This window comes from Gordonia sp. LMA484 (genome assembly GCF_058129505.1).
This window is the reverse complement of the sequence record NZ_CM176700.1, coordinates 621,538-645,192: the sequence shown is the minus strand read 5'-3', so window position 1 is coordinate 645,192 and position 23,655 is coordinate 621,538. Positions and strand designations below refer to the sequence as shown.

Sequence of the window (23,655 nt, the reverse complement as noted above, 5' to 3'; positions counted from 1 at the left end):
CGACAGCCGAACGAATCAACCTTTCTGACGAATCGCCTGGTCGTCCGTCACCGGCGGACAGTGATCGGCGAGCTCACACCCCGGTCACCATCCAGCGAATGTGCAGAACCTCATCACGCCACGCCCGCAGCGCTTTCCGTGCCCACAGCCCGACTCGCCGTGGCAGCGTCCGCGACCCTGGAGACTCAAATCGACGCCGCGCCTGCTCCGACTGGTCGTGAGGTACCACCTGCGCAGCAAAGGCGACAAGGTCCGCGTAGTCCGCCGAGGGGCGGCCTCGGTCGCGCGCTGCCGCGGCGTACCGCCCAGCTTCCTCGCTCAGGGCGCACCGGGCGGTGGCCAACAGGTCCTCCCGGTCTTCGGCAGGGGCATCAGCCAGAGCTGATTCAAACGCCGCCAGGCGGGCGTGGAGGTCGACGAGCTCGCCCGAACCGTCCGTCATGCTCATACTGCCCGCGTGCTCCCGGTGCAGAGCCTGATCTGCTCCAGCGATATAGCCGACATCAGATACCGCCGCGATCCGCAGGGAGATCTCCATGTCGGGCGCATACGGAATTTGGGGATTCATCGGCCCAATTTCGCGAAGGAGCGCACTGCGCAGCACCATCTCGGGATTGGTGATTGCTGTGCGCCCTCGAGTACATCGCTCAGCAAGCCAGTGCGTGCCCCGCCAGACCGTCCATCGCGGAGAATGAACTCGCCCGGCGGGAGCAGTGTCCGACCAGAAGTGACGGGCATGGCCGTAGACAAGACCCACGGAAGGATACGCGTCGAACAAAGCAGCTGCCCTGGCAAGCGCCGCGGGCGCAAGCAGATCGTCGGCGTCGAGCTTCACGACGAACTCTCCGACACTCTGTTCCCATCCGCGATTGAACGAGCGCACGTGCCCAAGATTCGATTGGTTGGCCAGCACGCGGACACGACGGTCGCGATCGGCCAGGCCGGTCGCCACTGCTAGGCTATCGTCCGTCGAGCAGTCATCGACAATGATGACCTCGACCTCGATCGCGGTTTGCCGCACAGCGCTTTCGACGGCCTCGGCGAGGTAGTGGGCGTAGTTGTAGCAGGGAATGACGACCGAAACCGTGTGCGGCCGCTGCGGGAATACGGGCGGCGCGGCCAATCGATCGATAACCGGGGGTGCGGCCGGCGCCAGGCGGGCCAACACCGCCACAAGACCGGGGTCGAGAGCATGGCGCTCCACATACTCCCGCCACATTACCCGTAACGTACTTCCGTCGCTCATACTGTCACCCGCCCCAGGCCAGATCCGTCCCATGCGACAGCTCACCTTGTCCGGCGATCCGTAGGCGCGTCATCATCGCCGCGGCGGCGAACACGCGTCACAAGTCTACCGATCTCGGCCACGATCACGCGCACCCGGATTCTGTCGAACACCGACAGGGCGGCTACGTAGATGACGACGTAGCCAGCACATTCGGTGATGAGCGTGAAGATTCCGCCGCCACCGAACCACAAGCGGACTCCGCCAATAAGTAAGAATGCCGTCAACGCCGATGCGGTTATCGGTGCCAGCACACGCAACACCCATGACAAGGCGACGCCGACAATCGGCCCAGCGACCACCATGGAGGCGGTGCCCATCACCAGGTATGTCACCGAGATCCCGATGCCAACCGCGGTCAACCCGAAGCTGGTCATCCACCACACCAGTGGAACCCCAATGAGGACACTGCCGACGGCAAGCCAGGTGAGGGCACGCGGACGCCCGACACCCTTGATCGCTTCGGTGGCCACCGAGGCCAGCGCCATTGCCGGCCCCACGCCGGCCATCGCTGCGGCCGCCGACCCGGCCGGCTGCCACTCGTCCCCGAGTAACGCAACGATCACTGGTTCGGCGGCGAGCACCATGACGAAACCGACCGGCAATGCGGCCGCCCACAGCCATCCCATTGCGCGCACGTAGGCGTGGGCCAGTCGGGCCCGTTCGTGCGCTATCTGAGCGAAAGCGGGAAACAATGTGTACGAGCACACCTGCAAAATGGCCAGCGATGGCATCGACCCCAGCCTGAACCCGTAGCGGAACTGCCCTAGCGCGGTTGGTCCGAGGAACTGTCCCACGAGAACTTGCTCAACGGTTTCGCGCGTCCGCTCGGCGACCGAGCTGACGAGGACCGGAAAGGAGAACACCGCCATTTCGCGCCACACCCGTACCGAGAATTGACCACGCGACGGTCGCCACCGCGCGAACCACCAACTCAGCGCGACCCACATCACCTGCGAAGCGTATGTCCCGATCACCATCGACCACGCACCAAATCCGGCTACTGCGAGGGAGATCGCAACCACCGCATAGGTGATGGTGACGACCGGATCCACGACGAGCTTTCGATAGACCTTCAGTTCACGCTGCATCAGCGCATCGGGAACGCTGGTACATGTGTGGAGCACAACCATTCCCGAGCTGGCCAGCGCGATCAGACCTACCTCGGAACTGTCGAACACAGCGCCCACCAACGGTGATAGCGCGGCCAGAGCGAGAGCGAAGAGCAGTCCCGTGCCGAAGGTAACCACCAACGCCGTGTTGGCGGCCTGTTCGACGTCGGTTCGCCGCTGTACGAGCGCCTGGGAGATGGCCCCCTGGGAGAAAGCCGCGATGAATCCGAGAAGAACGGTTCCGGCCGTGAAGAGTCCGACCTGAGTCGGACCGAGAATGCGACCGAGGACCAGGGTCTGGACAATGCCGACACCCTGGACAACGACCAGCCCCATCCCGGCAGCCGTGGCGACCCGTTTGAGGGTTCCGGAAAGGTTCAATTCACTCCGATTTTCGGCGGCCGAAGGTGTTTCTGGACACGGGCGCTACGTGCCGAACGCTGCATCGTAGGCGGCGAACACCGCATCCCTGGAGTACACGTCGCGAAAATGCGCAGTCGCCGCTTCGGCGACCTCCAGGTTTGCCTGCGGGGACGTGAGATCACACATTCTCTCGGCGAATGCCTCGGCTTCGTCGTCGACGAGAACCCCCGCGTCCCTCCCACTCCGGATCCCCTCTGCCCCCACGGTTGTCGATACCACCGGAAGTCCACGTGCCAGTGCTTCGACGACCTTCAGCTTGACACCCGAACCGAAGCGCAGCGGGTTGACCAGGGCGGCCGCGTCGGAGAGCGCTGACGAGAGCTCGGGAACATAGCCCTCGATCGACACACTATGGGTGAAACGCTCCGCAATTGTGGTCAGTTCGGGCCGCGCGCCCCGGCCGATCACCCGCAACTCGGCCCCGGGCAGTCGTTCGAGTACCAGCGGCCATACCCGGGTCAGGAACCACCGCAGGCCGTCGTCGTTGTGCGGTAGCGAAAGTAATCCGAGGAAGATGAACACCGGCCGGTTCACCCTGCGGACGAGTGGTGCCGGAGCTTCGACCAGAGGCGGTACCGCTCTGATCCGATCAGGCGACACACCTGTGCGGTCGACCAAGGTGCTGGCTTCGATCGAGTTGACCAGAAGGCTCCGTCGAAAAGTTCTCGCGACCTTGTCCTCGCTCTTGGCCACCAGCGCTCGCTCGGCCTTCAGCAGCGAAACCTGAGCTCGCCGGTTGTCGGCGAGTGGTCGCAACGTGGGCGGCACGTGCGAGGCAAAGTTGCCCAACGGTCGGATGTCGACATCTGGGTACGTGCGAGCAGCCTCGAGCATCGCCGCATACCGCTGAGAGAACAGATCGTCGAGGTAGCACACCTGTCGCCCCGCCTGGTCGTCGGCGAACTGTGCCATCCGTACGGTGTCGTAGACCTCGATCGTGGGCTGGATGTGCTCACGCGCCCGAGCGATGCCACGTGCGGTCACCCGGGATCGCAGGAGAGCCTCCTGCAGGCTGGCACGGCCGGTCGAAACCTTCGTCATGACATTGGCCAGCGCCGCACGACGGCTCGGCAGTGGCACGCTGTGAAGCTCTACGGGGAAGGTGGCCGCCTCACGCTCGCCCACGAGGAGGTAATGCACTTGGTCGGGACCGTAACGCTCGGCGAAGTAGGTGACAAATCCGGCGAGCACGACCTTCTTGCCGGCGTCTGTCGGATATGGATCGACGGCGCTGAGCAGCGTCACCGCCATACGGCCTCCTGAGTGCCTAGTCCATCAGTCGGCGATGCTAACCCCGATCCAGGTAGTCTGTCACCCTGGATGCGCGATGCAGATTGGCGGACTCCCGTCCGCAAGCTGTTGATGCGACAGCGGAGCAGGAAGTCGAGAACGTGTCTCCAAACCACCGCGGTGCCGACGTGGGCGCTCACGAGCTGCGCCGTGCACGACCGCGAAAACCCGCACACAGCAGTCAACGCCGCGATTCAGCCAGACTGGAGGCCCGATGAACCGGGAGACGTTCGCAACCGCACGCACGCCACTGCTGATCGGCGCGCTCATCGGCGCAATCCTCGGTGCGCTCATCGCGCTGGCCCTCACCCCCGGCGAATCGCGTTACGTGGCATCGGCGAACGTTGCGATCCTGCCGGCGTCCGACGCCCCGACCTCGGAGAGTTCAGGATTCTGGGAAGTCCTGACAAGTGGGCAGGTTTCGAAGACCGCTGCGATCGTCTATCAAGACCCGGATCGGTGGTTGCCGTCTGCGGCTCAGGCCGCAGGCGTACCGATGTCTGACCTTTCGTTGACAGCTGCCGCGATACCAGACACGACGATGGTCACCGTCACCGTCACCGGGCCGACGGCACAGGCCGCCGAGACCGCCCTGGAAGATGTGCTACGGACATCGGACCCCCAGGTGTCCCGAGTGACGGCGCCGTTCACACTCGATGTACTCGGCCCGCAGGAGGGCACCGCCACACAGTCTTCCCAGACTTCGACGTGGCAGGTTTTGGTGATCGGCATCATCGGTGGTGGCATCGTCGGGGCCGGGGCCGGTCTGTTGATCTCGCGGCGGCGCACTAGACGGAACGGGCAAACCCGCCGACACTCGGCCCATCAGGTGACCGAAACATCCGAGCCTGAGCGCGACGCAGACCTACCCAGCCAGAGTTCGCAGCTTCCGGCTACTTCGGAAGGGTCCGAAGCGGGAGCTGAACCGAGTAACTCCACGTCATGAACCTGACCGCCGCGCGGCGTGCAGCAAGAGATCAACTACCGGCTCTACTGATCGTCGCGGGTCTGGCCGTATTGGTCAGCTGCGTCCTCTATCTCGACACGAAACCATTGTTGATACTCGCAGTACCCGCCGGTGTCGTGTGCTTGTGGATCGCTGCACAGTTCCCGGTTGTCAGCTTGGTCGTGATGGTCGTCGCCGAGGTCACCAACGTCTCGGGTGTGCTGGCCCCCTCGGCAAACCTGCCGCTGTTTCAGGCCTCGATGCTGCTCGGGGTCGCCGCGCTGGCCGTGGCTCTTCGGTCACCGGATGCCCGGGCACGACTGAACCACTGGACCCTCGTCGCTGGACTCCTACTGCTCGGATATGTGATCACGTTGAGCCTGGCGACCATCGGGAGCACCGACGTTGTTGTATCGATCGCCACCCTGACCAGAGCCGCGATCGACTGCTCCTTTGTGATGATCGTCCTGATGCTGATCCAGGTCACTGGCGGAGTCTGGATTGCCGTAGCTGCCATGGTAATTCCAATGGCCGTGATGTCGTTCCTCACGCTGGTGAACCAGATCGCTTTCCACGGGACGTTCCCCTTCGGAGGGTTCGCGCAGGTCACCGAGGCGTACGGGGAGGCCATCACCACGCTGCGCTACGGGGGACCGCTACCCGACTCGAACTTCTGGGGCCGCCACCTCGTGATGGGCTTGCCGCTGGCAGGCGCGCTTGCGGTCCGCGCCTGGCGCAACCGCGCAACTCCTCAGGCAGCCGGCTGGGCCGCCGCTGCCATCTCGATTCTTGCCGGCATCTATCTCACGCAATCGCGTGGGACGTTTCTGGCCACCCTGGTAATGCTCGCGGTGTGGGCGATCGCGTGCGGGCCGACTGCACGGAGATGGGCGTTGTTGGCGGCCCCGCCTCTTGCGATCGCGGTCTTGCTGGCGCCGGGCATCGGCGACCGTCTCACTTCGGCCGCCGACGAGGTGGGCCGGGCGGGTGGAACCACGGCGACGATCGACCCGTCCATACTGGGACGTCTCGCATCCCAGGAGATGGCTTCGTTGATGTTCCAGAACAGACCGATCTTCGGTTATGGCCCAGGAACATTCGCCGAACACACCGATGAATTCTCAGGTCTGGTGCCGACGGCGATACTGCCGCAGCAGGCAATCGAAGCCCCACACAACCTCTACCTCCAGGCCGGCGCAGAGTCGGGCATCCTCGGCATCGTCGGCTGGACGGTGCTCGTGTTGGGTTTTCTCACCATCCCACTGCTGCGGTTGACTGCCCGGCCACGGGCACCTGACCGCGTCCTCACAGCGGCCGTCATAGCGGCCATCGTGGCGTGGTCAGCGGCCAGTGTGACGCTCCACCTAGCGTACTTTCGTACGTTCGGGATCGTTCTGGCCCTGGCAGCCGCACTGGCACCGCAGTGGCCCGCCAAAGCCGCCCTCCGCGACTTGTCCCGCACAGCCGGAATCTGGCTGGTTGCCGGAGCACTCGGCGCCGGAGCAGCCTGGAGTGTGGCGGCGGCCACCGCCGCACCGGCCACCACGGCCAGTCAAACTGTGGCGATGACTCCGGTCGGCGATGTGGACGGATACTACCTCTATGCGATGGACATTCGTACGCGCACAGCCTTCTACCCGACTCTGGCGGTGTTGCTGACCCCGGATGACACCGATGTGAAGGTCACTGCCGACATCGTCCGCGGCACTATGACGTTCAGTGCCACCACGCCCGACCGTGCACAAGCCGTCACCGAGGTGACCGATGCCGTTGCCACTGCGAAGGCGACAACCACCGAGCACCTGGCGGGGTCATACTCGCTCACCACTGTTGACGAAGTCAGGACAGCTGCAGTTTCAACACGATCAACAGCCGCGGAGGTCGCTGCGATCGTTGCAGGCGTGTTGGTCGCGTTGATCGCCTGGCTGTTCCTGCGCCGCCTTGCAGCACCGTGGCGTGAGTCTTCTCGCAGGACTGGCTCTGAGGTGACCGATCGAGAGGGCGTATCCGCATGAATCGTCCCGTGGTCCTTGTCGAGTTCGCACCATCCGGTGGCTTGTTCCAGTTCGGCGTCCAATTGGGCGAAGCCCTCGCCGAGGTCATGCCGCCCGTTGAATTATGGACCGGCCCGGAACCGGAATTGAGCTCCGGTCAAACCGGTTTCGCTGTCAGGCCACTGTTGCCCACCTGGCACCCCGCCGACACGGCCGATCGTGGCCGAGTGATGCGCCGGTTGCGGCGACCGTTACGGGCGGGCCAACTCGTGCTGGCGTGGATCGTTCTCGGCGCACGACTTGTGGCGGCACGACCGCGATCGGTGGTGTTCTCCCACTGGCGGTTCTCGTTCGAGCCATTGTTCGTCGCCGCATTTTCACGATTGTTGCCGCACACCACTTTTGCGATTGTGGCGCATGAGCCGTTCCCGCGGTCTGATGCACGCGACACCAGTACCGAGAAGTCGGGAACACTACTGCAGGCATGTTTCGGTGCGGCGTGGCATCGCTTGGACGCCGCGTTCGTACTCGGTGCGCGCACCGGGCAGCTGGTGATCGAACGCTGGAATCCCCCGTGCGATGTGGTGGTGATTCCACATGGCGACGAGAACGCATTGAAGAAGGTGGCCGCACCGCAGCTCCCGGTCGAAGGCTCGGCACCGGCGGCCCTGTTCTTCGGCACCTGGACCAGGTATAAGGGTATCGAGGATCTGCTGGACGCCTTTGCCCTCGTCCGTGAGGAACTGCCCGACGCCCGGCTGATCATGGCGGGCGCGGTCGGTGCAGATGTCGATCTGCCACGCGTGCTGAATCACGCCAAGGCCATCGGTAACGTGGAAGCCCGCCCCCACTACATCGCTTCCGACCAGGTGGGTGCCGTGATGTCGGGTGCCCGGCTGGTGGTGGTGCCCTACATCCGGGCGAGTCAGAGTGGTGTGGTTCATCTTGCCTACACGTTTGGCCGTCCAGTGGTCGCCACCGCCGTCGGTGACCTCCCCGACGTGGTTCGCGACGGCGACACCGGGTTTCTCGTTGCAGCACGCGATCGGCACGCGCTGTCGCAAGCGATGTTGACGCTGCTCCGAGATCCGGAGTTGGCTCACCGCATGGGCGAGACCGGGCGCCGGAGCATCGAAGGGGCGTGGGCCGAGGCCGCGCGCTTGGTGGCGGACACATTGATCCGGGCGGAATCTCGTCGATGAGCCGCCCGCCGGGTAGTCGAAGCGCTGGATCGCCCGTGAGTCGGGCGACAACGCTCACGATGATCCTGGCCCTCACTCTCCTCGTCGGTGGTTGCAGTGGATCATCCCTGCAACCCGAGCCCGACGACGAAATTGCCACGGTGTTCGCCGCTGACAGTCCATGGAACACCCGGATTCCGACAAACCCAGACATCGATCCGGATGGTGCCGCGATGGTGAACGCCATCGCGCCGCGACCTTCCCTCCACGCGAACCTGGTCGAGTTCGCGGTGCCGATCTACGCGGCGAACCCCACCACCCCGGAATATCAGGTGACCTGTCGGCAAACCACGTGGGGCCAATGCCCCTTCGCGGGAACCGAAGTGCCGATTCCGGATACAGCGCAACCGCAGCCCGGTCCGGACGGTGCGGTGGTCATCACCGACGAGAGCGACAAGGAATCGTATGAGCTCTGGCAGGCACAACGCCAGCACGGCACGTGGTCGGTTGCGTTCGGCGCCATCCACGATTTACAGGGCAGCGGCTGGGGCGGCATCGGTGCCAGCACCGGGTCCGGCGCGTCACGTCTCGGTGGGGTCATCAGACTCGCGGAGGTCACGCGCGGCGCAATTCCGCACGCGTTGGCCTTACAGACGAACAACGCATGCACTCGTGCCTTTCGCCCACCAGCGACCAAAACCGACGGCACCTCCGATCGACCGGATTGCCTTCCCCAGGGCATACTTCTGCAACTGGACCCGTCGATCGACACCAGGGCACTCGATCTGACCCCGGCAGAGAAGATGGTTGCGATCGCGATGCAGCGGTACGGCGGGTACGTGGTCGACGTGGGCGGCGCCGAGCTCAGCGTGAGCTTCGAACGCGATCCAACGGCGGGCCCGGGCCAGATCGGCAAGACTTACACTGCCGTGGGTCTTCGATGGGACTACGACGACCTGTCCGGTGTTCCGTGGAACGAGCTGAGAGTGGTGGAGTGAACGTGCGAGTCCTCGTACTCATTGATGCATTCCGTATGGGTGGGGCCGAGACCTTGTTGGCACCGATGGCTGTGGCCGCCCGTGGCACCGACCTCGACATGGACATCGTGAGCATCTCACCGGAAGCCATGAACGCGGCCAAGACGATGGCCATCCTGTCCGATGCCGGCATCACCACCCGATCGCTCGGAATCCACCGACTTTTGGATCCGGTGGCCATCCCCCGACTGACGCGTTTGATCCGCAGCGGCGGCTACGACGTGGTGCATGCACACCTCGAGATGGCGATGACGTTGGCACTTCCGGCGACCCGTCTCGCTCGCACGCCCTTGGTTTGCACGTTTCACCATGTCGCCCGCCCGCTGAGCGGTCGGGCCGCGGCGCGCGAACGCCTGGCGGTGAAAGCAGCGACTGCTTCGCGGCGCGCGCTGTTCGTGTCCGAGGCCTCGCGCGAATCGTTTCGACAGACGTATCGCAGCGGCACGCTCCCGACCAATTGGCAGGTCCTTCACAACGGTATCGACGTGTCCAATTTCACTCCTGGGCAAGCTGTTTCCGAGTTCCGCGACGAGCTCGGCGGCCGTGACCGGCCGCTGGTGGTACTGCCGGCCGCCTTCCGTGATTTCAAAGGCATTCCGATCGCAATCCGCGCGTGGCCGGCCGTCCTGGCGAAGCACCCCAACGCTACGCTGGCGCTTGTCGGTGGCGGCGAACTCGAGCCGGATCTGCGCGCCGAGGTCAACGCGTTGGGCCTCGACGGGTCGGTGCATTTCGCCGGCGTGCGGACAGACATGCCCAATGTGTATCGGTGTGCGGACGTGGTCCTCCTGCCCTCCACACGTGGGGAAAACCTACCGACAGTGCTGATCGAAGCCTCCGCCGGCGCATGCGCGATCACCGCCTCGAGTATCGGCGGCATCCCCGACATCGTGGTCGACGGCGAGACCGGGTTGCTGTTCGAACCGAACAATCCGGAGCACCTGGCCGACCGGGTCAACCAATTGCTCTCGTCTCCCGAACTCAGGGGCACGCTGGGAGCTGCCGCAGAGCGACGCGCACGAGATCACTTCTCGTCGACCGCATGGATTTCACGGCTGCGCACCACTTACGAGGAGGTCGTCAAGCGGTGAGGACCAGCGGTGAGCGCCGACTCGTGTACTTCGTCTCGCGGTTTCCCGTCACGTCAGAGACCTTTATCGTGCGCGAACTCGACGCCATCGCTGCCGTCATCGGGGCCGAGGTCGAACTCCGGTCGTTGTTCCCGGCGCCAGATACGGTCGTCCATGGTATCGCGGCGAAATGGGTCGGCCGCCTGGTTCGGCCTCGGCTCTTTGATGCGCTAAGGGGAGTCGGCTGGGCAATGATTCACAGACCCCGGGCGCTCCTGCGAGTCGGACGCGTCGTCGTCGCCGAATACCGCCATAAGCCCGCACTGCTGATCAGGGCGCTGACCACCGTCGCACTCGCGTGTTCGCATGCTCGTGACCTATCGGCGCAGTCGCCGGCCCCACACGTGCACGCCCACTATGCGAGCTACCCCGCCCTAGCGGCGTGGGTGTGTCGCCAATTGATCGGCAGCACTTACAGTTTCACCGCTCATGCCCACGACTTGTACGTGGACAAGGCGATGCTGGCGCGCAAGGTGCGCGATGCAGAATTCGTGGCCACCATCTCCGACTACAACCGCACTCTGCTGAAGGAAGTCGATGGTGGCCCGACTCCCATCGAAGTCGTCCACTGCGGAATCGAGACCGCCCGGTACCCCTACCGAGCACGGGATGTCCCGACAATCGGTCCGATTTCGGCGCTGACCGTCGCATCGCTCCAGGAATACAAAGGTCACGCTGTGCTGTTGCGGGCGTTGGCTCTGGACGGCGAGCCCGTACAGCGCGTCGAACTCGACCTGATCGGCGACGGTCCCCTGCGCGGAGACTTGGAGCAACTCGCCGAGGAGTTGGGCGTAGCCCATAGAGTTCGCTTCCTCGGCAGCCGCGACGAGGATCATGTGCGTGATGCACTCGCCACAGCCGACCTCTTCGTCCTGCCCAGTGTCGTGGCGGCCGATGGACAGATGGAAGGTCTGCCCGTCGCATTGATGGAAGCCCTCGCCAGTGGGGTACCCACCGTGTCCACCGCGCTGTCCGGGATCCCTGAGATCGTGATCGATCAGGTCACCGGCCACCTCGCGCAAGCCGGCGACGTCGACGACATGCATCGCGCACTGACCGAGGTCATCTGCTCACATCGCCGGTCGATGAGTGAAGACGGGCGCGCACTGGTGCTCGGCGAGTTTGATCTGAACGACGCCGCGGCGCAGCTGCACCGCCTACTGGCTGCCTGTCTGACTGGCGGATAGTTAACGCAGCACCTGCAACCGGCGCCACGGCAACCCTCCGAGATCGTCATAGTCCCAGCGGAGTCCGGCAGCGGTGTAGATGCTGCCGATTGAACGAGCGTTCGCCGTCGGATCGCGTTCGAAACTGACGCTGAGCGGCGCCCCGCCTACATCCATCACATAGGCCCCGTAGGTCTGCAACGCACGTCCCACCATCCGCTCGGCCGGACTCAGCGGAAGGGCATTGAGGTCAAGTCCGGGGTCCAACCGCAATCGGACGCCCTCGGGAATGCAATCCCACCGTAGGGACCGCCCGTCGGTCTTGGTCGCGGGAGCGCGGTAAACACCTGCGCACGCGTTGTCGGACTGAATCGCCAACGCGTGCGGAATAAAACCCTGCTCGACTTCGGAAAGCCGTATCACTCCGCCCAACCTCGAAGCCCCGGAACCTGTGCTGGCGCCACCCCAGCCTGAACCGGAAAGGTTATTGATCGCTCCCCAACTCGTGGTCCACCGGCCACCTAGGTTTCTGGCCTGCCAGAATTCGAAAATCTTCTGGGTCGAATTGTCGATGACGACCATCGCGCCGTCCGAGCCCGATTGCGGTCTCGCGCCGTCCGGGATCGGAATACCAAGGCCCGCGAACGGGCACTGGCCCCACGTGGTGACCGTGCATCGCACTGTGTACCGACGCGTGGCTGCGTCGGCGTGATAAATCGGAATCCCGAACTGAACCAGATTCGCGGTCATTGCGTCCTGCCGCGCAGCCCAGCTGATCATTGCCGCGCTGTTCGGGTCGACGGGAGCGCCCGCGGCGAGCGACGTTCGCCAGGAACTGTTTGCGTCGAAAGGCGCTACCGCTGCATGCGCGACCGAACTGATACAGCCAACAAGTGTCGACAGCACAATTGCCACGACTGCCATGGTCACCGTCGTGTGGACAGCGACGTGTGAGAGCGTGGTCCGCGACTGCCACAGGTTGTTGCCCATCGACTCCACCAGCCCCTTACTGACAGGATCTGGACAGCCTACCCGCATCGCTTACCCGAAGCCGAACACAAGACTCGTCCACAGGATCAGGCAGACGAGACCAACAGTTGGCCCTACCCCTCACCGTCCACACCCCGCCATGTCCGCCGCCCGTTCCTTGTGCGTCTCCGAACCGGCGAGGACGACAGGCAGTTGCCCCGGCCTCGCGGAACGCAGCCGCCCGTTCGGCCACCTCCAAGCGCGAACCGATCAGCGACATCGAGGTCACCAGATCCGGCGGCAGGGCCGCCGCGGTCCCCCGAGCACATCGAACCGATACGGCACCTCGTCGAGGCTGTGCAACAGATGAATGCATCGACCAACGCGCGAGGCCAATGGCGAAAGTTGTACGCAAGCGACCTGCGTCACGGGAGCGCTGTCCGAACTACCGCCGATTTCGCCCGATCATCCCGCCGACCGAACGCGTCAAACTCGAAAGATCGCGGACGATTCGGCGTGATACTGCCGGTATGGGCGGCGGGGTACCAGCCCCTACTCCGGAGATTCGTGCGTGATCGCCTTGTATCCGCGAGCCCCCGCACGATCGACAGCCGCACGGACGAGACCGAAGATCAATCCCTGCAGCGCGGCGGCTGCGAGGACTTCGGTGTTGCTGCGCTGCAGGTCTTTCGGATCGGGTGCATCGGGCTCATCGGAGACTTTCGCCCAGACCTTGTTGAACACGGCACTGGCGGCCATACCGCCCAGCACACTGACGCCGATCGCGAGCGGCTTGTAGAAGGCTTTGGATACAGAACTCATTCGCAGACTCCTATCGATTCCGGCGACGGATGGCAACGACGGCGCCGAGCGCCAGCACAGCGGCGACGACTGTGCCGATCACGATCTGCCGATTTTCTTGCACGTGGTCGGCAGCATTGTGGAGGTGCTCACCTGCGGCGGCGTTGACGCGAGCGGGAACGTCGAGTTTCTTGGCGAGTGCGTCGACGGTCTCGGCGAGCTCCTCGCGCTGTTGTTCCACCGGTGGTGGGTCGTCGACGGCCGGTGCGGTGTTGGTGGGCCCGGTCTTGCCGGGCTCGGCCGCTGGGCTGGTCATCGGAGATGCTCCTTCACTGTTTCGACGTCACGCTGGACGCTGGCGGCGGTGGCCTGCGGGGCAGGCGGGACGGCGGACTTGGCGCGTTGCGCGCCGATCGCGGCCGCGACGCCACCGATCATCAGCAGAATGACGCCGACGATCACTGCCGCGAGCCACGCGGCCACGGCGTTGGCCAGCCCGAGGACCGCGGCCGCCACCAGCGTGCCGAGGCCGAAAAGCAGGAGCAAGGTGCCGATTCCGGTGATGCCGACGCCGATCCCCAGGCGTGTGCCCTTGGCCTTGACCTCGTCGAGCGCATCGCGGATCTCGGTTCTGACCAGCGTGGTGGTCTGGTGCTGCAATCGTTCGACGAGCTGTACGGTCGACAACTCCTCTGTTCTGTGTTCGGCCATGATGCCGCCTCCTTGGGTGTGGTGGTCGATGATTGGGCCGCCTCAGGCGTGCTCACGCTCGGCACCGGTCGACGAGTCGGTGTCGGTCGCCGAGTCGATGCCCGCCGACGGATCGGCATGGTTCCCGCGCGACGTTCGCAGCGCACGTCCCCGTTCGATGAACTCCTGGTCGGTCTTGGCGTTCTTGTCCGACGCCGTGGTGTCGCGCGCGGGCAGCTGTAGGTGTTCCTCGGCGGGCATGCCGGCCTGCAATTGGCGGCCGCGTTCGAGTTCGGCGTCGAACTCGGCGCCGAACAGCAGTGCCAGGTTGGTGATCCACAGCCACAGCAGGAAGACGATCACACCGGCCAGCGCGCCGTAGGTCTTGTTGTAGTTCGAGAAGTTGGCCACGTACAGCCCGAACAGCGCCGACGCGAGAATCCAGGTGACGATGGCCAACACCGCACCCGCACTCATCCACCGGAACTTCGGTTGCTTCACGTTGGGTGTCGCCCAGTACAAGACGGCAACCACCACGATCACGAAGAGCAGAATCACCGGCCAACGGGCGATGTTCCAGATCGTCAGGGCGGTGTCGCCGAGCCCGATCGCATCGCCCACGGAGGTGGCGATCGGTCCGCTGACGGCGAGCATCACTCCGACTGCGGCGGCCATGATGAGGGCGACCAGCGTGATCAGTAGCATGATCGGCCGCAACTTCCAGATCGGTCGGCCTTCGTCGATTTCATACCTGCGGTTCATCGCCCGGCTGAACGCGCCGACATACCCCGACGCCGACCACACCGCCCCGAGCAGACCGACGACGAGGGCGATGCCGGCGCTCGGCGCGGAGACCAGTTGCTCGATCGGGCCGCGCAATGTGTCCACGGCCGACGAGGGGCCGACGTCGTCGATCATCTGCAGCACCGTGTCGGTGGTCTTCTCCCCCTGCCCGAACACACCCAGCAGCGACACCAGTGCCAGCAACGCCGGGAACAGGGACAACACCGCGTAGTAGGTCAGGGCTGCCGCGAGATCGGTGCACTGGTCACGGGAGAACTCGCGCGCCGTCTTGCGCACGACGAACCACACCGACGGCTTGGTCAGGTCTGTCGGGGATTCGGGTTTGCGGGGATCATCCGGATCGATCGAGGCAGGGTCATCCCGCACGTCCCTATCGGAAACGCCATCTACCGAGGCCGATGTCGTGTGCTCAGTAGCCATGGGACCCGGATACCACCACACGGGGAACTGAAACCTCGGGGTGGTGGCGCGGGACCCCGGTTCGTCGACTATCCGCCGAAGATCTCCTTGAGAACCTCCATGTCGGCCACCCGCTCCTTGTGCGTCTCCGCCACCGGCGAGGCCAGCAGGCAGGTGACCCCGGCCTCGCGGAACGCGGCAGCCCGCTCGGCCACCTCCGAACGCGAGCCGATCAGCGACATCGAGTTCACCAGATCCGCCGGCACGGCCTCTGCGGCCTCGGCCTTCTTGCCGTCCAGGTACAGATCCTGGATCAGCTTGGCCTCCTCGACGTAGCCGTAACGCTGCGCGAGGGTGTTGTAGAAGTTCTTGCCGCGCGCACCCATGCCGCCGATGTAGAGCGCAGCGTGATGACGCACCAGCGTCTTCGCCTTCTCGATCTCCTGCGCATCGTCGGAGACGCGGGCGGTGGCCTGCACGACGATGCCCAGCTCACCCAGCGACGGGTCCCGCTTGGCCTTGCCCGCGGCCAGGGCCTCACCGAACGCGGCCTCGATCTGCTCCGGGTGGAACAGAATCGGCTGGAACTCCTCGAACATCTCGGCAGCGAGTTCGGTGTTCTTGGGGCCGATGGCGGCCAGCAGCATCGGGATGCGTTCACGCACCGGGTGGTTGATGATCTTCAGCGGCTTGCCCAGACCGGAACCGCCGTGCTCCTCGTCGAGCGGCAGCGTGTAGTGCTTGCCCTGGTAGTCGGTCTTATCGCGGCGCCACACCATGCGGCAGATCTCGGCGTGCTCGCGGGCCCGGCCGACCGGGTAGTCGTACTTGACGCCGTGGAATCCCTCGATGACCTGCGGCCCCGACGCACCGATGCCCAGCACGGTGCGGCCGCCGCTGATGTAGTCGAGCCCGGCGGCGGTCATCGCCAGGTTGGTGGGGGTGCGCGAGAACATCGGCAGGATGCCGGTCTGCAGTTCCATCTTCTCGGTCTTGGCCGCGATGTACCCGAGCTGGCTGACCGCGTCGAAGCTGTACGCCTCGGGGACGGTGATGCGTTCGACGCCGGCCGCCTCGTAATCGGTGAGGTTGTTGATCGTCTCGCGGAAGTCGCCCGCGTAGTTGATCGGCATTCCAAGCTTCATCGCAGCAGTCATGATCGGATTCTTCCACAGCGGTTGCCGACGTCACAGTCCTACCCGAGCGTTCGATCGCTACCGATTGAGGGCGCTCTGATGGCGGGCCGCTGCCCGGCAGTCCGATCACGTGCACGACAGTGCCGAGGCCACCCATCGCCCGATCCATCAGCGCATCGAGGGCCGCCATCTCCCCGCGTCGGCCGACGAAGGTGGTGTCGGTGCGCGCGAGCGCCATCTCCGACGGGCTGATCGCCAGCAGTCGGCGCACCACCGGCCCGTCGACACCCTTGACACGAAGACGCTCCGGTTCCGCGAGCACGGCCACGTGTTCGACCAGCCGCGCGGTCGACTCCGACAACAGCACCCCACCCGGCGGCGACACCGACTCCATCCGCTGGGCGAACCGGACCGGGTCCCCGACCGCGCCGTAACCCAATGAGCCCGAACCGATCTCACCGACGATCACCCGCCAGGAGTTGACCCCCACCCGCAGCCGCAGTTCCACACCGTCGTGGCGATCCACCTCGGCGGCCAACTCTCCGACCCGCTGTTGGATGTCCAGGCCGGCCAGGCAGGCGCGGACAGCGTGATCCTCCAACGCCAGCGGCGCGCGGAACACGCCATCACGCCGCCCCCGGTGTACTCCACGCTCCCGCCATAGTGTTCGGCCACCGACGCCGACTGCTTGGCAAGTTCGGTCATGACCTCGCGGAAGCGCTCCGCTCGAGCACCGCAGCCAAACCCCATCGACCGGACCACATCTGCGAACAGCACCGTCGCCTGCTTGTACTCCGCGGGCGCAACGGAAGCCCCGGTAGGCGCGCCACATCGGTCGCAGAACCGGGCCCCCGGCGCGCAGGGAGGTGCCGCAGGCCCCGCACACAACCGCTGCCGCCACCCGACGCTCCGGTCAGTAGCACGCGTTGTCGGGAATCGATCCGGCCTTGTCGGTGGCGTGAGCGCCGTGGCCGCACCCCGGTGTGAACACCTTGAGGCCCAACCCGGGCGGCGTCGGGCCATAGTCGGTCGGGATACCTGCGCCTCCGAAGAAGCCATCGAGCGACTCGCCGAAGGCTCCCGGTGTGTTGCCGTCCTGCTTTGCGACACCGGAGGTCACGTCGCCGGGAGGAAGGGGGCCGCCGTCCGGGTTGTAGTCGGGGTTGACCGCACCGATCACCTCGCCGGTGTGCCCCGGGATACCGCCCGCACCCAGCCCGCTGGAGGTGTCGGCCCACGCGGCTCCGGCGAATGGCACGGACACGACTGCCGTCGCGGCCGCGACGACAAACAGTCTCTTCAACATCTTCGAACTCCTCTCGGTGGCTGCGGGCCGGACGACCCACAAAGGAATCGTCGTCGCGGTACGAGGGAAGGCGCTCAGTAGTGTGTCACTGCAATCTGATGTGCCGGTGGCGCGGGAGAAGAGCAGGGAGTTCTTCGACGGCGGGAACCGCCGGTCGAGTTGACGCCGCACCCGGCCAGGCGCGCCAGTTCGTCCTGGGTCCGAACCGCACTATGGGCCCCACCCGGAACCGACGTAACAGCAACTCTGCCTACCGATTCCGCCGCCTGTGCATCACCCGGGTCAACGTTCTGTCCGATGACGAGCCGGAGGCTTCTGGTGACGCCTCCTCTGCCATCGAGTTCACGATAGCGCGTGGCACCTTCGGGTCATGTCGGCCACCGCTGCTGACCGGACTGCGCAATACACCGATGCGCAACGGACTATGTTTGTCCAACACTGACGCAGAATCGGCGACTCGCCCTCGCCGGTTGCCGATGCTCAGGACCCGATGTCCGGCGCCGACCGCCCGCTATTGGCTGTCGTCACTGAGCGGCCCTAACATGCCGAGCAACACCGCTATACCCCGAGATTGCCACCAGCGCCGGTCACGAGATCGGGTCAGCCGATTCTCACATGAGTGCTCGGGCGAGTGGCGGTCAGGTCGTAGTCGACCGAGGCGGCCGGCTAACACGTGTCCACCGATCGCGACCATTCCTTTGAATGACCCAGGTGCCACACCCGGCAGGACTGAGATCCCTCATATTGCCCTGTGCAGCAGTCTGTTTCAGACTCCCGAGTGTACACACGCCAGATCCATGGACGCGTGGTTACCTCAGATGAGGTATACCACCCGTTCCGGGCCGGTGAGACCATGGTGGAGCAATCGTGTACCGAAATTCCGGACGCGAATTGCGTTGTCCCCGTGACAGAGATACGAATCACCGCCACGTCGGACTCAGCCGACGGCTGTGCGTCCGAACAATTCAGCGTTCCCACGCGCATGCCTTCCCACAACAAGGAGAAGTTCCAATGGGTAGGTTTCTCTCAACCGTTACCAGATTCCCAATCCGATGGACAGGCCCACACACCCGTCACCGGCGGACCAGCGCCGTGATCGCCGCACTGATCGTGGTGGGCGCCGCACAACTGACAGTATTCGCGGCACCGGCGAACGCTGCTCCGACGGCCACCGTGATGGCCAAGACACAACGAATGTCCGGGCCCACACTAAAATCTACGCAACACGGCTGGTATCAGAAGGGCCAACGACTGTCGCTCACCTGCTACGAACGCGGGCAAGCCGTCAAGGGCTACTTCAGCGCACACCTTCCCAACGGCGGCTGGGACAACCTGTGGTACCGGACGTCCGACAAGAATTACGTCGCAGACGTCGATATACAGACCGGCTCGAACAATCCGGTGACGGGAAAGTGCGGGGCATCACAGCCCGCCCCGACGTCGAATCGAGGTCTCCGATGGCCGGTCGCCAACCCCCGAGTGACCCAGGACTTCGGCGCAAATCCAGGCCTCTACGCGAAGTACGGAATGAAGGGCCACAACGGCATCGATCTCGGAGTCCCCGTTGGCACCCGCGTCTTTGCGGCAGGCGATGGGGTGGTGAAGTTCGAGGGCTACGGAAGCCAGAACTCATGGATGGGTTCCGAAGCCGGCATCTGCGTCCTGATCAACCATGGCGGGTTCTTCACGGGCTACGCGCACATGAGCCGCACGGTCATCAACAATGGCCAGCGGGTGTCGAAGGGGCAGCTGATCGGGTACTCCGGAGCCACCGGCGCCGCGTCGGGGCCTCATCTGCATTTCGAGGTCCTGAAAGATCCCCCGGCATGGAACAACGGATACAAGGGTCGGGTGAATCCGCGCGGCTACCTGGGCTAAGTCGTCGATATATGACTTGCTCCCTGTGACGACTGCGACGTCGACGACTTCGTCTGGGCGCGTCCCCGGCACCCCGTCGGCGTCGCAGATCACGCGGACGCTGCAGAGCCGCAGACCCAACCTGCGCTTAAGGGACGCCGAGGACAACGTCGTCGCCGAGGGTCAACGCCAACGGCCTGGTTACACGCTCCGGATAGTCGGCAAGCGCCCAAGGGAAACGGGCCACGTGTCCACGCCGGACTGCAGTCGAGAGGCCAGCCGATGGACGCGTGATGACGCCAGAGTCCGCGGCTGTGATCCTCAACTCACTCTATAAATGTGGGACGGGTGTACAGAGTTGAGCGCCGACGCGTCCGCCGCTGAGCGGACATTCACGGGATCAGTGAAACCCGTTGCTCTACGGTGATACCCGCCCACACCGGCATGGTCGGCGAATCGACTCCGAGCTCGCAGTGTTCGGCGGCACAGCGACGATTTACTCGCTGCCGTCGGCGCGGAGTATCGCTGCCGCCGAGTCCGCCTGTCAGTGAATCCTCGCAGCTTCACCGCAGAGTCGGCGGGCACAGACGTCGGCGCCCCACATTTCTTGCACCGCACAGGAATACGATGCCCTCCCTCAACCAAGTCGCTACCCATTGGAGTCGGCGGACCTCTCGACCTCTCGACGGCTGTGCCCGCGGGGCATCCGCCGATCAATATCCGTGCGCGCGGCACCAGGTCACCACCAAACGGGCGGAATCGTGCCGACCATCGTGACCGTACGCCGGTCGACAAGCCGCCGAGTGGTCCGTCAGGTGACGAGCGCGGTCATCAGCGCAACAGTCTGCGCCAGCGCGTCGGAACCAATGTTGCCAATAGGGTCGTCGAGTGCCACGACCGGAAGCCATTGGACAAGCTCAGGGAGTACCACGCCTTCCGGCCGGCGCACAGGGACGACCATCGCCATCGCACTCGGCGGCACGGGACCCGGAATGTAGGGGCACACTATTGCGCGCCCGGTGTCGGCGGCGAAATGAATGGAGTTGGACAGGACTGCAACATAGATCTCGCGGTCGGTGTCACGTCTGGGCACCACGTCTCCGGGTGTGATCACAAGTCTCCGGACCGATTTGTCTGATAGATCAGCTCGGCATACTCGTCGATACGCAAGGCGGGAACAGTGCTGGCCGAGTAACTTGCCAGAGCAACCCGAAGATGTTCGTTACGCAGAGCCCGTTCGATCAACTCCGAACGATTCAACCCCGCCGCTTTCGCGTCAGCGTCGGCAGTCGCCAACACCGCATGGTCGATGGTCACAGAGACCTTCTCTTTGGCCATATGGTCATCCTACCGTTAGTAGGACGATGTGCGGGGCCTGCAGCGCATCTTCGCCCGGGGTGACAGCTCCAAGATCTGGCTGCTGTTTCTGGGGCGTTTCCGGCAATCACGATCGCGACGATGTCCGGAATCATGGGCGTCGAAACCGATTACATGAAAGCTCGCGCCCTGGGCGCGTCCCGCACCCAGGTGATCACCCACGTCATCCTGCCCGCCAGAGCCCCGATACAAAGATTTCGGCGAACGACGCCCGTACGAGCTGTCCGGCGGCATGCAGCAGCGCGCCCAGATCGCGCGGGTACTGGTGAACGATCCGCGAATCATCCTGATGGACGAACCGTTCGGCGCACTCGACCCACTGACCCGGGAGAAACTGCAGGTGGAGTTGCTGTCGATGTGGCGGCGACAACGCAAGACCATCGTGTTCGTCACACACTCCGTGGAGAAATTCGTCACACACTCCGTGGAGGAAGCGGTGTTCCTCTCGACGCGAGTGCTGGTGATGAGTGCCCGGCCCGGACGCGTCATCATCGACCGGCGGATCGAGTTGCCCGGCGACAGCCCGGACGGGGTGCGCTCGCCACAGGTGATCGCCACACAGGAGTTCCAGCAGCTCAAGCTCGAACTCGCCGAAGCGATCTACAACGCGCACGACTGAAAGCTGAGGTCGTGCGCCGGTCGAAATGCCTCGTCCCGGCGACGCCTCAGATAACGGCGCGGGCACATTTTGCAGCGCGATGAGTGCGACAACATGAACACTGGATGAACAGCTGTCGCCGCGCGAGAAACTCCCAGCTCGGATCGGTCAAATCGGACAGCCGATTTTTAGGTTTTGAGACCGGCCAGACCGCATCATTATGAGCATGACCGGCGAGATGCTGATCCTTGTGCTGCTTGTCATCACGGCACTCGGCTTTGACTTCACCAACGGATTCCACGACACCGGAAACGCGATGGCGACCTCCATCGCCACCGGGGCACTCAAGCCGAAGGTCGCGGTCGGGCTCTCGGCCATCCTGAACCTCGTCGGCGCCTTCCTCTCCGTCGAGGTCGCCGCCACCATCACCAAGGACGTGCTGAACATCCAGCAGACGTCCGGCCCGGACAAGGGCGACCTGGTCTCCGGCCTGTCTCCCACGACAGCGCTGATGATCATCTTCGCCGGCCTGATCGGCGGCATCCTGTGGAACCTCTTCACGTGGCTGTTCGGCCTGCCGTCGAGTTCGTCGCACGCCCTGTTCGGCGGTCTGATCGGCTCGGGCATCGCCGCGCTCGGCACCAGCGGCATCAACTGGCACGGCATCATGTCGAAGATCATCGTCCCGGCGCTGGCGTCGCCGTTCATCGCCTGTGCGGTCGCGGCCTGCGGCACCTGGCTGGTCTTCCGGATCACCGCCAAAGTGCTGGAGTCGCGCAAGGAGAGCGGCTTCCGCTCGGGCCAGATCGTCACCGCCTCGCTGGTCTCCCTGGCCCACGGCACCGGTGACGCGCAGAAGACGATGGGTGTCATCGCGATGGCGCTGATCGCCTCGGGCCACCTCAACGCCGGTTCGGTCAGCCACGGCCTGCCCGTGTGGATCGTTTTCTCGTGCGCGGCCGCCATCGCCCTGGGCACCTATCTCGGTGGCTGGCGCATCATCCGCACCCTGGGCAAGGGCCTCGTCGAGATCACCTCGCCGCAGGGTATGGCCGCGGAGGCATCGTCGGCGGCGATCATCCTCACCTCGAGCGCCGCGGGCATGGCGTTGTCGACCACGCAAGTCGCGACCGGTTCGATCCTCGGCTCAGGCGTCGGCAAGAAGGGCGCACAGGTTCGCTGGGCCGTCGCCGGTCGCATGGTCGTCGCCTGGGTCACCACACTTCCGGCTGCCGGACTCGTCGGCGCCATCTGCTACTTCCTCGGACACCTGATGGGCGACGTCGTCGGCTCGATCGTCATCTTCGCGCTGCTGATCGCGGCCTCGTCGTACATGTACTGGCGCGCGCAGCAGAACAAGGTCAACGCGGCCAACGTCAACGCCGATTGGGACGAGTCCACCAACTCGATCATCCCGGCCGCCGACACGCCGCAGCCCCCGGCCCAGGCGCCGTCAGCCAAGTCCCCGACCGCCTGACAGACCTGAAAGGACATCGTCATGGACATCCTCGAATCCATCCTCAAGGTCCTGGTGATCGGCCTGCTGTTCGGTGCCGGTCTGCCCGCCGTGTTCGCGATCGGCATCCGCTTGATGGCGGCAGGTCAAGGGGGCCAGAACGCCGACGGAACGGTGGCCGCTCCGAATCCGGCGCTGCGTGCCGCGGCGTATGTGCTGTTCGCGATCGTCATCGCGGCCATCGCGTTCGGGCTGCTGTGGATCACCCGACAGACGATCCTCTACTACTTCGACATCCAGATCTTCCCGTCCGGGGCGTACAAGTAGTGCCGATCACAACGTCTATCGAAGGCATCAACATCCATGGCTGAAGGCACCCCGTTGTTCGAGTCGGCGATCAACTGGATTCGCAAGGGCTATCCCGAAGGCGTCTCCCGGACCGACTTCCCGCCGTTGATGGCATTGCTGACCCGCGTGCTCGACGAGCAGGAGGTCACCACCGTCGCGCTGCACCTCGCCCGTGAATACGGCGTGAAGGAGCCGGTGACCGAGGAACAGATCGGCGGAGCGATCGCCGGCGTGACCGACAGCGAGCCGACTCCCGAGGAGATCAATCAGGTGGCCTCGCGTCTCGCGGCCGTCGGATGGCCGCTGGCCTCGTCGAGCGCCAACTGACGGTCACCGACGCAGCGAATACA

23 protein-coding genes and 1 pseudogene are annotated in these 23,655 nt (G+C 64.7%); 11 read left to right on the top strand and 13 right to left on the bottom strand.

Annotated features, from left to right (window positions below; genetic code table 11):
* Positions 1–73: 73 nt before the first annotated feature.
* The 3 genes from AC4AMJ_RS02855 to AC4AMJ_RS02845 are packed head-to-tail and all read right to left on the bottom strand — an operon-like array spanning position 74 to position 4,071.
* Positions 74–1,246 (bottom strand): glycosyltransferase family 2 protein, encoded by a 1,173-nt coding sequence (locus AC4AMJ_RS02855; protein ID WP_489917183.1) that lies wholly within the window; start codon positions 1,244–1,246, stop codon positions 74–76.
* 41 nt (positions 1,247–1,287) lie between these two features.
* Entirely contained in the window at positions 1,288–2,778 is a 1,491-nt protein-coding gene (locus AC4AMJ_RS02850; protein ID WP_489917182.1) for an oligosaccharide flippase family protein, read from the bottom strand.
* Between the two features lie 45 nt (positions 2,779–2,823).
* A complete protein-coding gene (locus AC4AMJ_RS02845) occupies positions 2,824–4,071 on the bottom strand; it encodes a glycosyltransferase family 4 protein (protein ID WP_489917181.1) in 1,248 nt (415 codons plus the stop codon).
* Positions 4,072–4,324: 253 nt separating this feature from the next.
* Here AC4AMJ_RS02845 and AC4AMJ_RS02840 point away from each other — a divergent pair, with 253 nt between their 5' ends.
* The 6 genes from AC4AMJ_RS02840 to AC4AMJ_RS02815 are packed head-to-tail and all read left to right on the top strand — an operon-like array spanning position 4,325 to position 11,585.
* Complete coding sequence (locus AC4AMJ_RS02840) at positions 4,325–5,056, top strand: hypothetical protein (RefSeq protein WP_489917180.1); 732 nt, start codon at positions 4,325–4,327, stop codon at positions 5,054–5,056.
* A complete protein-coding gene (locus AC4AMJ_RS02835; protein ID WP_489917179.1) occupies positions 5,053–7,071 on the top strand; it encodes an O-antigen ligase family protein in 2,019 nt (672 codons plus the stop codon). The genes AC4AMJ_RS02840 and AC4AMJ_RS02835 overlap by 4 nt, the downstream gene beginning before the upstream one ends.
* Positions 7,068–8,252, top strand: coding sequence for a glycosyltransferase family 4 protein (locus AC4AMJ_RS02830; protein WP_489917178.1), 1,185 nt, complete (start codon positions 7,068–7,070; stop codon positions 8,250–8,252). The genes AC4AMJ_RS02835 and AC4AMJ_RS02830 overlap by 4 nt, the downstream gene beginning before the upstream one ends.
* A 35-nt stretch (positions 8,253–8,287) precedes the next feature.
* Positions 8,288–9,229, top strand: coding sequence for a hypothetical protein (locus AC4AMJ_RS02825; RefSeq protein WP_489917177.1), 942 nt, complete (start codon positions 8,288–8,290; stop codon positions 9,227–9,229).
* Complete coding sequence (locus tag AC4AMJ_RS02820) at positions 9,226–10,359, top strand: glycosyltransferase family 4 protein (protein ID WP_489917176.1); 1,134 nt, start codon at positions 9,226–9,228, stop codon at positions 10,357–10,359. Before AC4AMJ_RS02825 ends, AC4AMJ_RS02820 begins: the two co-directional genes overlap by 4 nt.
* Positions 10,356–11,585, top strand: a complete 1,230-nt coding sequence (locus AC4AMJ_RS02815) for a glycosyltransferase (RefSeq protein ID WP_489917175.1) — start codon at positions 10,356–10,358, stop codon at positions 11,583–11,585. Before AC4AMJ_RS02820 ends, AC4AMJ_RS02815 begins: the two co-directional genes overlap by 4 nt.
* Here AC4AMJ_RS02815 and AC4AMJ_RS02810 read toward each other — a convergent pair whose 3' ends face one another.
* From AC4AMJ_RS02810 to AC4AMJ_RS02775, 8 genes and pseudogenes are all read right to left on the bottom strand, one after another.
* Entirely contained in the window at positions 11,586–12,554 is a 969-nt protein-coding gene (locus tag AC4AMJ_RS02810) for a hypothetical protein (protein ID WP_489917174.1), read from the bottom strand.
* A gap of 531 nt (positions 12,555–13,085) precedes the next feature.
* On the bottom strand, positions 13,086–13,355 hold the full coding sequence (locus tag AC4AMJ_RS02805; RefSeq protein ID WP_489897079.1) for a DUF4235 domain-containing protein: 270 nt from the start codon (positions 13,353–13,355) through the stop codon (positions 13,086–13,088).
* A gap of 10 nt (positions 13,356–13,365) precedes the next feature.
* Complete coding sequence (locus AC4AMJ_RS02800) at positions 13,366–13,650, bottom strand: DUF3618 domain-containing protein (protein ID WP_489917173.1); 285 nt, start codon at positions 13,648–13,650, stop codon at positions 13,366–13,368.
* A complete protein-coding gene (locus AC4AMJ_RS02795) occupies positions 13,647–14,045 on the bottom strand; it encodes a phage holin family protein (protein WP_489917172.1) in 399 nt (132 codons plus the stop codon). The genes AC4AMJ_RS02800 and AC4AMJ_RS02795 overlap by 4 nt, the downstream gene beginning before the upstream one ends.
* A gap of 42 nt (positions 14,046–14,087) precedes the next feature.
* A complete protein-coding gene (locus tag AC4AMJ_RS02790) occupies positions 14,088–15,248 on the bottom strand; it encodes a YihY/virulence factor BrkB family protein (RefSeq protein ID WP_489917171.1) in 1,161 nt (386 codons plus the stop codon).
* 68 nt (positions 15,249–15,316) lie between these two features.
* Positions 15,317–16,384, bottom strand: coding sequence for an LLM class F420-dependent oxidoreductase (locus tag AC4AMJ_RS02785; RefSeq protein ID WP_489917170.1), 1,068 nt, complete (start codon positions 16,382–16,384; stop codon positions 15,317–15,319).
* Between the two features lie 277 nt (positions 16,385–16,661).
* A pseudogene (locus AC4AMJ_RS02780) lies at positions 16,662–17,195 on the bottom strand (adenylate/guanylate cyclase domain-containing protein); the annotation flags it as partial.
* Positions 17,196–17,276: 81 nt separating this feature from the next.
* Positions 17,277–17,669, bottom strand: a complete 393-nt coding sequence (locus tag AC4AMJ_RS02775; protein WP_489897097.1) for a hypothetical protein — start codon at positions 17,667–17,669, stop codon at positions 17,277–17,279.
* Positions 17,670–18,761: 1,092 nt separating this feature from the next.
* Between AC4AMJ_RS02775 and AC4AMJ_RS02770 the strand changes: the two genes are divergently transcribed.
* Positions 18,762–19,547, top strand: coding sequence for a M23 family metallopeptidase (locus tag AC4AMJ_RS02770; protein ID WP_489917169.1), 786 nt, complete (start codon positions 18,762–18,764; stop codon positions 19,545–19,547).
* Positions 19,548–20,337: 790 nt separating this feature from the next.
* Here AC4AMJ_RS02770 and AC4AMJ_RS02765 read toward each other — a convergent pair.
* Together AC4AMJ_RS02765 and AC4AMJ_RS02760 are read right to left on the bottom strand one after the other, a co-directional pair.
* On the bottom strand, positions 20,338–20,640 hold the full coding sequence (locus AC4AMJ_RS02765; RefSeq protein ID WP_489917168.1) for a toxin: 303 nt from the start codon (positions 20,638–20,640) through the stop codon (positions 20,338–20,340).
* A complete protein-coding gene (locus AC4AMJ_RS02760; protein WP_489897099.1) occupies positions 20,637–20,864 on the bottom strand; it encodes a ribbon-helix-helix protein, CopG family in 228 nt (75 codons plus the stop codon). Before AC4AMJ_RS02760 ends, AC4AMJ_RS02765 begins: the two co-directional genes overlap by 4 nt.
* A 271-nt stretch (positions 20,865–21,135) precedes the next feature.
* Here AC4AMJ_RS02760 and AC4AMJ_RS02755 point away from each other — a divergent pair, with 271 nt between their 5' ends.
* The 4 genes from AC4AMJ_RS02755 to AC4AMJ_RS02740 all read left to right on the top strand — a co-directional run bounded on the left by AC4AMJ_RS02755 (position 21,136) and on the right by AC4AMJ_RS02740 (position 23,632).
* Positions 21,136–21,522: a hypothetical protein gene (locus AC4AMJ_RS02755; RefSeq protein WP_489917167.1), complete on the top strand. Its 387-nt coding sequence runs from the start codon at positions 21,136–21,138 to the stop codon at positions 21,520–21,522.
* 205 nt (positions 21,523–21,727) lie between these two features.
* Positions 21,728–22,978 (top strand): inorganic phosphate transporter, encoded by a 1,251-nt coding sequence (locus AC4AMJ_RS02750; RefSeq protein ID WP_489917166.1) that lies wholly within the window; start codon positions 21,728–21,730, stop codon positions 22,976–22,978.
* Between the two features lie 21 nt (positions 22,979–22,999).
* Positions 23,000–23,284, top strand: coding sequence for a hypothetical protein (locus AC4AMJ_RS02745; RefSeq protein WP_489917165.1), 285 nt, complete (start codon positions 23,000–23,002; stop codon positions 23,282–23,284).
* Between the two features lie 36 nt (positions 23,285–23,320).
* Positions 23,321–23,632, top strand: coding sequence for a DUF3349 domain-containing protein (locus AC4AMJ_RS02740; protein ID WP_489897102.1), 312 nt, complete (start codon positions 23,321–23,323; stop codon positions 23,630–23,632).
* Positions 23,633–23,655: the final 23 nt, after the last annotated feature.

Excerpts from the sequence above, each read along its gene's own strand:
- AC4AMJ_RS02760 (WP_489897099.1), bottom strand. The coding sequence starts at position 20,864 with ATGGCCAAAGAGAAGGTCTCTGTGACCATCGACCATGCGGTGTTGGCG.
- AC4AMJ_RS02810 (WP_489917174.1), bottom strand. The coding sequence starts at position 12,554 with ATGGGCAACAACCTGTGGCAGTCGCGGACCACGCTCTCACACGTCGCT.
- AC4AMJ_RS02830 (WP_489917178.1), top strand. The coding sequence starts at position 7,068 with ATGAATCGTCCCGTGGTCCTTGTCGAGTTCGCACCATCCGGTGGCTTG.
- AC4AMJ_RS02805 (WP_489897079.1), bottom strand. The coding sequence starts at position 13,355 with ATGAGTTCTGTATCCAAAGCCTTCTACAAGCCGCTCGCGATCGGCGTC.
- AC4AMJ_RS02790 (WP_489917171.1), bottom strand. The coding sequence starts at position 15,248 with ATGGCTACTGAGCACACGACATCGGCCTCGGTAGATGGCGTTTCCGAT.
- AC4AMJ_RS02745 (WP_489917165.1), top strand. The coding sequence starts at position 23,000 with ATGGACATCCTCGAATCCATCCTCAAGGTCCTGGTGATCGGCCTGCTG.
- AC4AMJ_RS02755 (WP_489917167.1), top strand. The coding sequence starts at position 21,136 with ATGCAGCAGCGCGCCCAGATCGCGCGGGTACTGGTGAACGATCCGCGA.
- AC4AMJ_RS02800 (WP_489917173.1), bottom strand. The coding sequence starts at position 13,650 with ATGACCAGCCCAGCGGCCGAGCCCGGCAAGACCGGGCCCACCAACACC.
- AC4AMJ_RS02855 (WP_489917183.1), bottom strand. The coding sequence starts at position 1,246 with ATGAGCGACGGAAGTACGTTACGGGTAATGTGGCGGGAGTATGTGGAG.
- AC4AMJ_RS02845 (WP_489917181.1), bottom strand. The coding sequence starts at position 4,071 with ATGGCGGTGACGCTGCTCAGCGCCGTCGATCCATATCCGACAGACGCC.
- AC4AMJ_RS02775 (WP_489897097.1), bottom strand. The coding sequence starts at position 17,669 with ATGTTGAAGAGACTGTTTGTCGTCGCGGCCGCGACGGCAGTCGTGTCC.
- AC4AMJ_RS02795 (WP_489917172.1), bottom strand. The coding sequence starts at position 14,045 with ATGGCCGAACACAGAACAGAGGAGTTGTCGACCGTACAGCTCGTCGAA.
- AC4AMJ_RS02840 (WP_489917180.1), top strand. The coding sequence starts at position 4,325 with ATGAACCGGGAGACGTTCGCAACCGCACGCACGCCACTGCTGATCGGC.
- AC4AMJ_RS02740 (WP_489897102.1), top strand. The coding sequence starts at position 23,321 with ATGGCTGAAGGCACCCCGTTGTTCGAGTCGGCGATCAACTGGATTCGC.
- AC4AMJ_RS02785 (WP_489917170.1), bottom strand. The coding sequence starts at position 16,384 with ATGACTGCTGCGATGAAGCTTGGAATGCCGATCAACTACGCGGGCGAC.
- AC4AMJ_RS02750 (WP_489917166.1), top strand. The coding sequence starts at position 21,728 with ATGACCGGCGAGATGCTGATCCTTGTGCTGCTTGTCATCACGGCACTC.
- AC4AMJ_RS02835 (WP_489917179.1), top strand. The coding sequence starts at position 5,053 with ATGAACCTGACCGCCGCGCGGCGTGCAGCAAGAGATCAACTACCGGCT.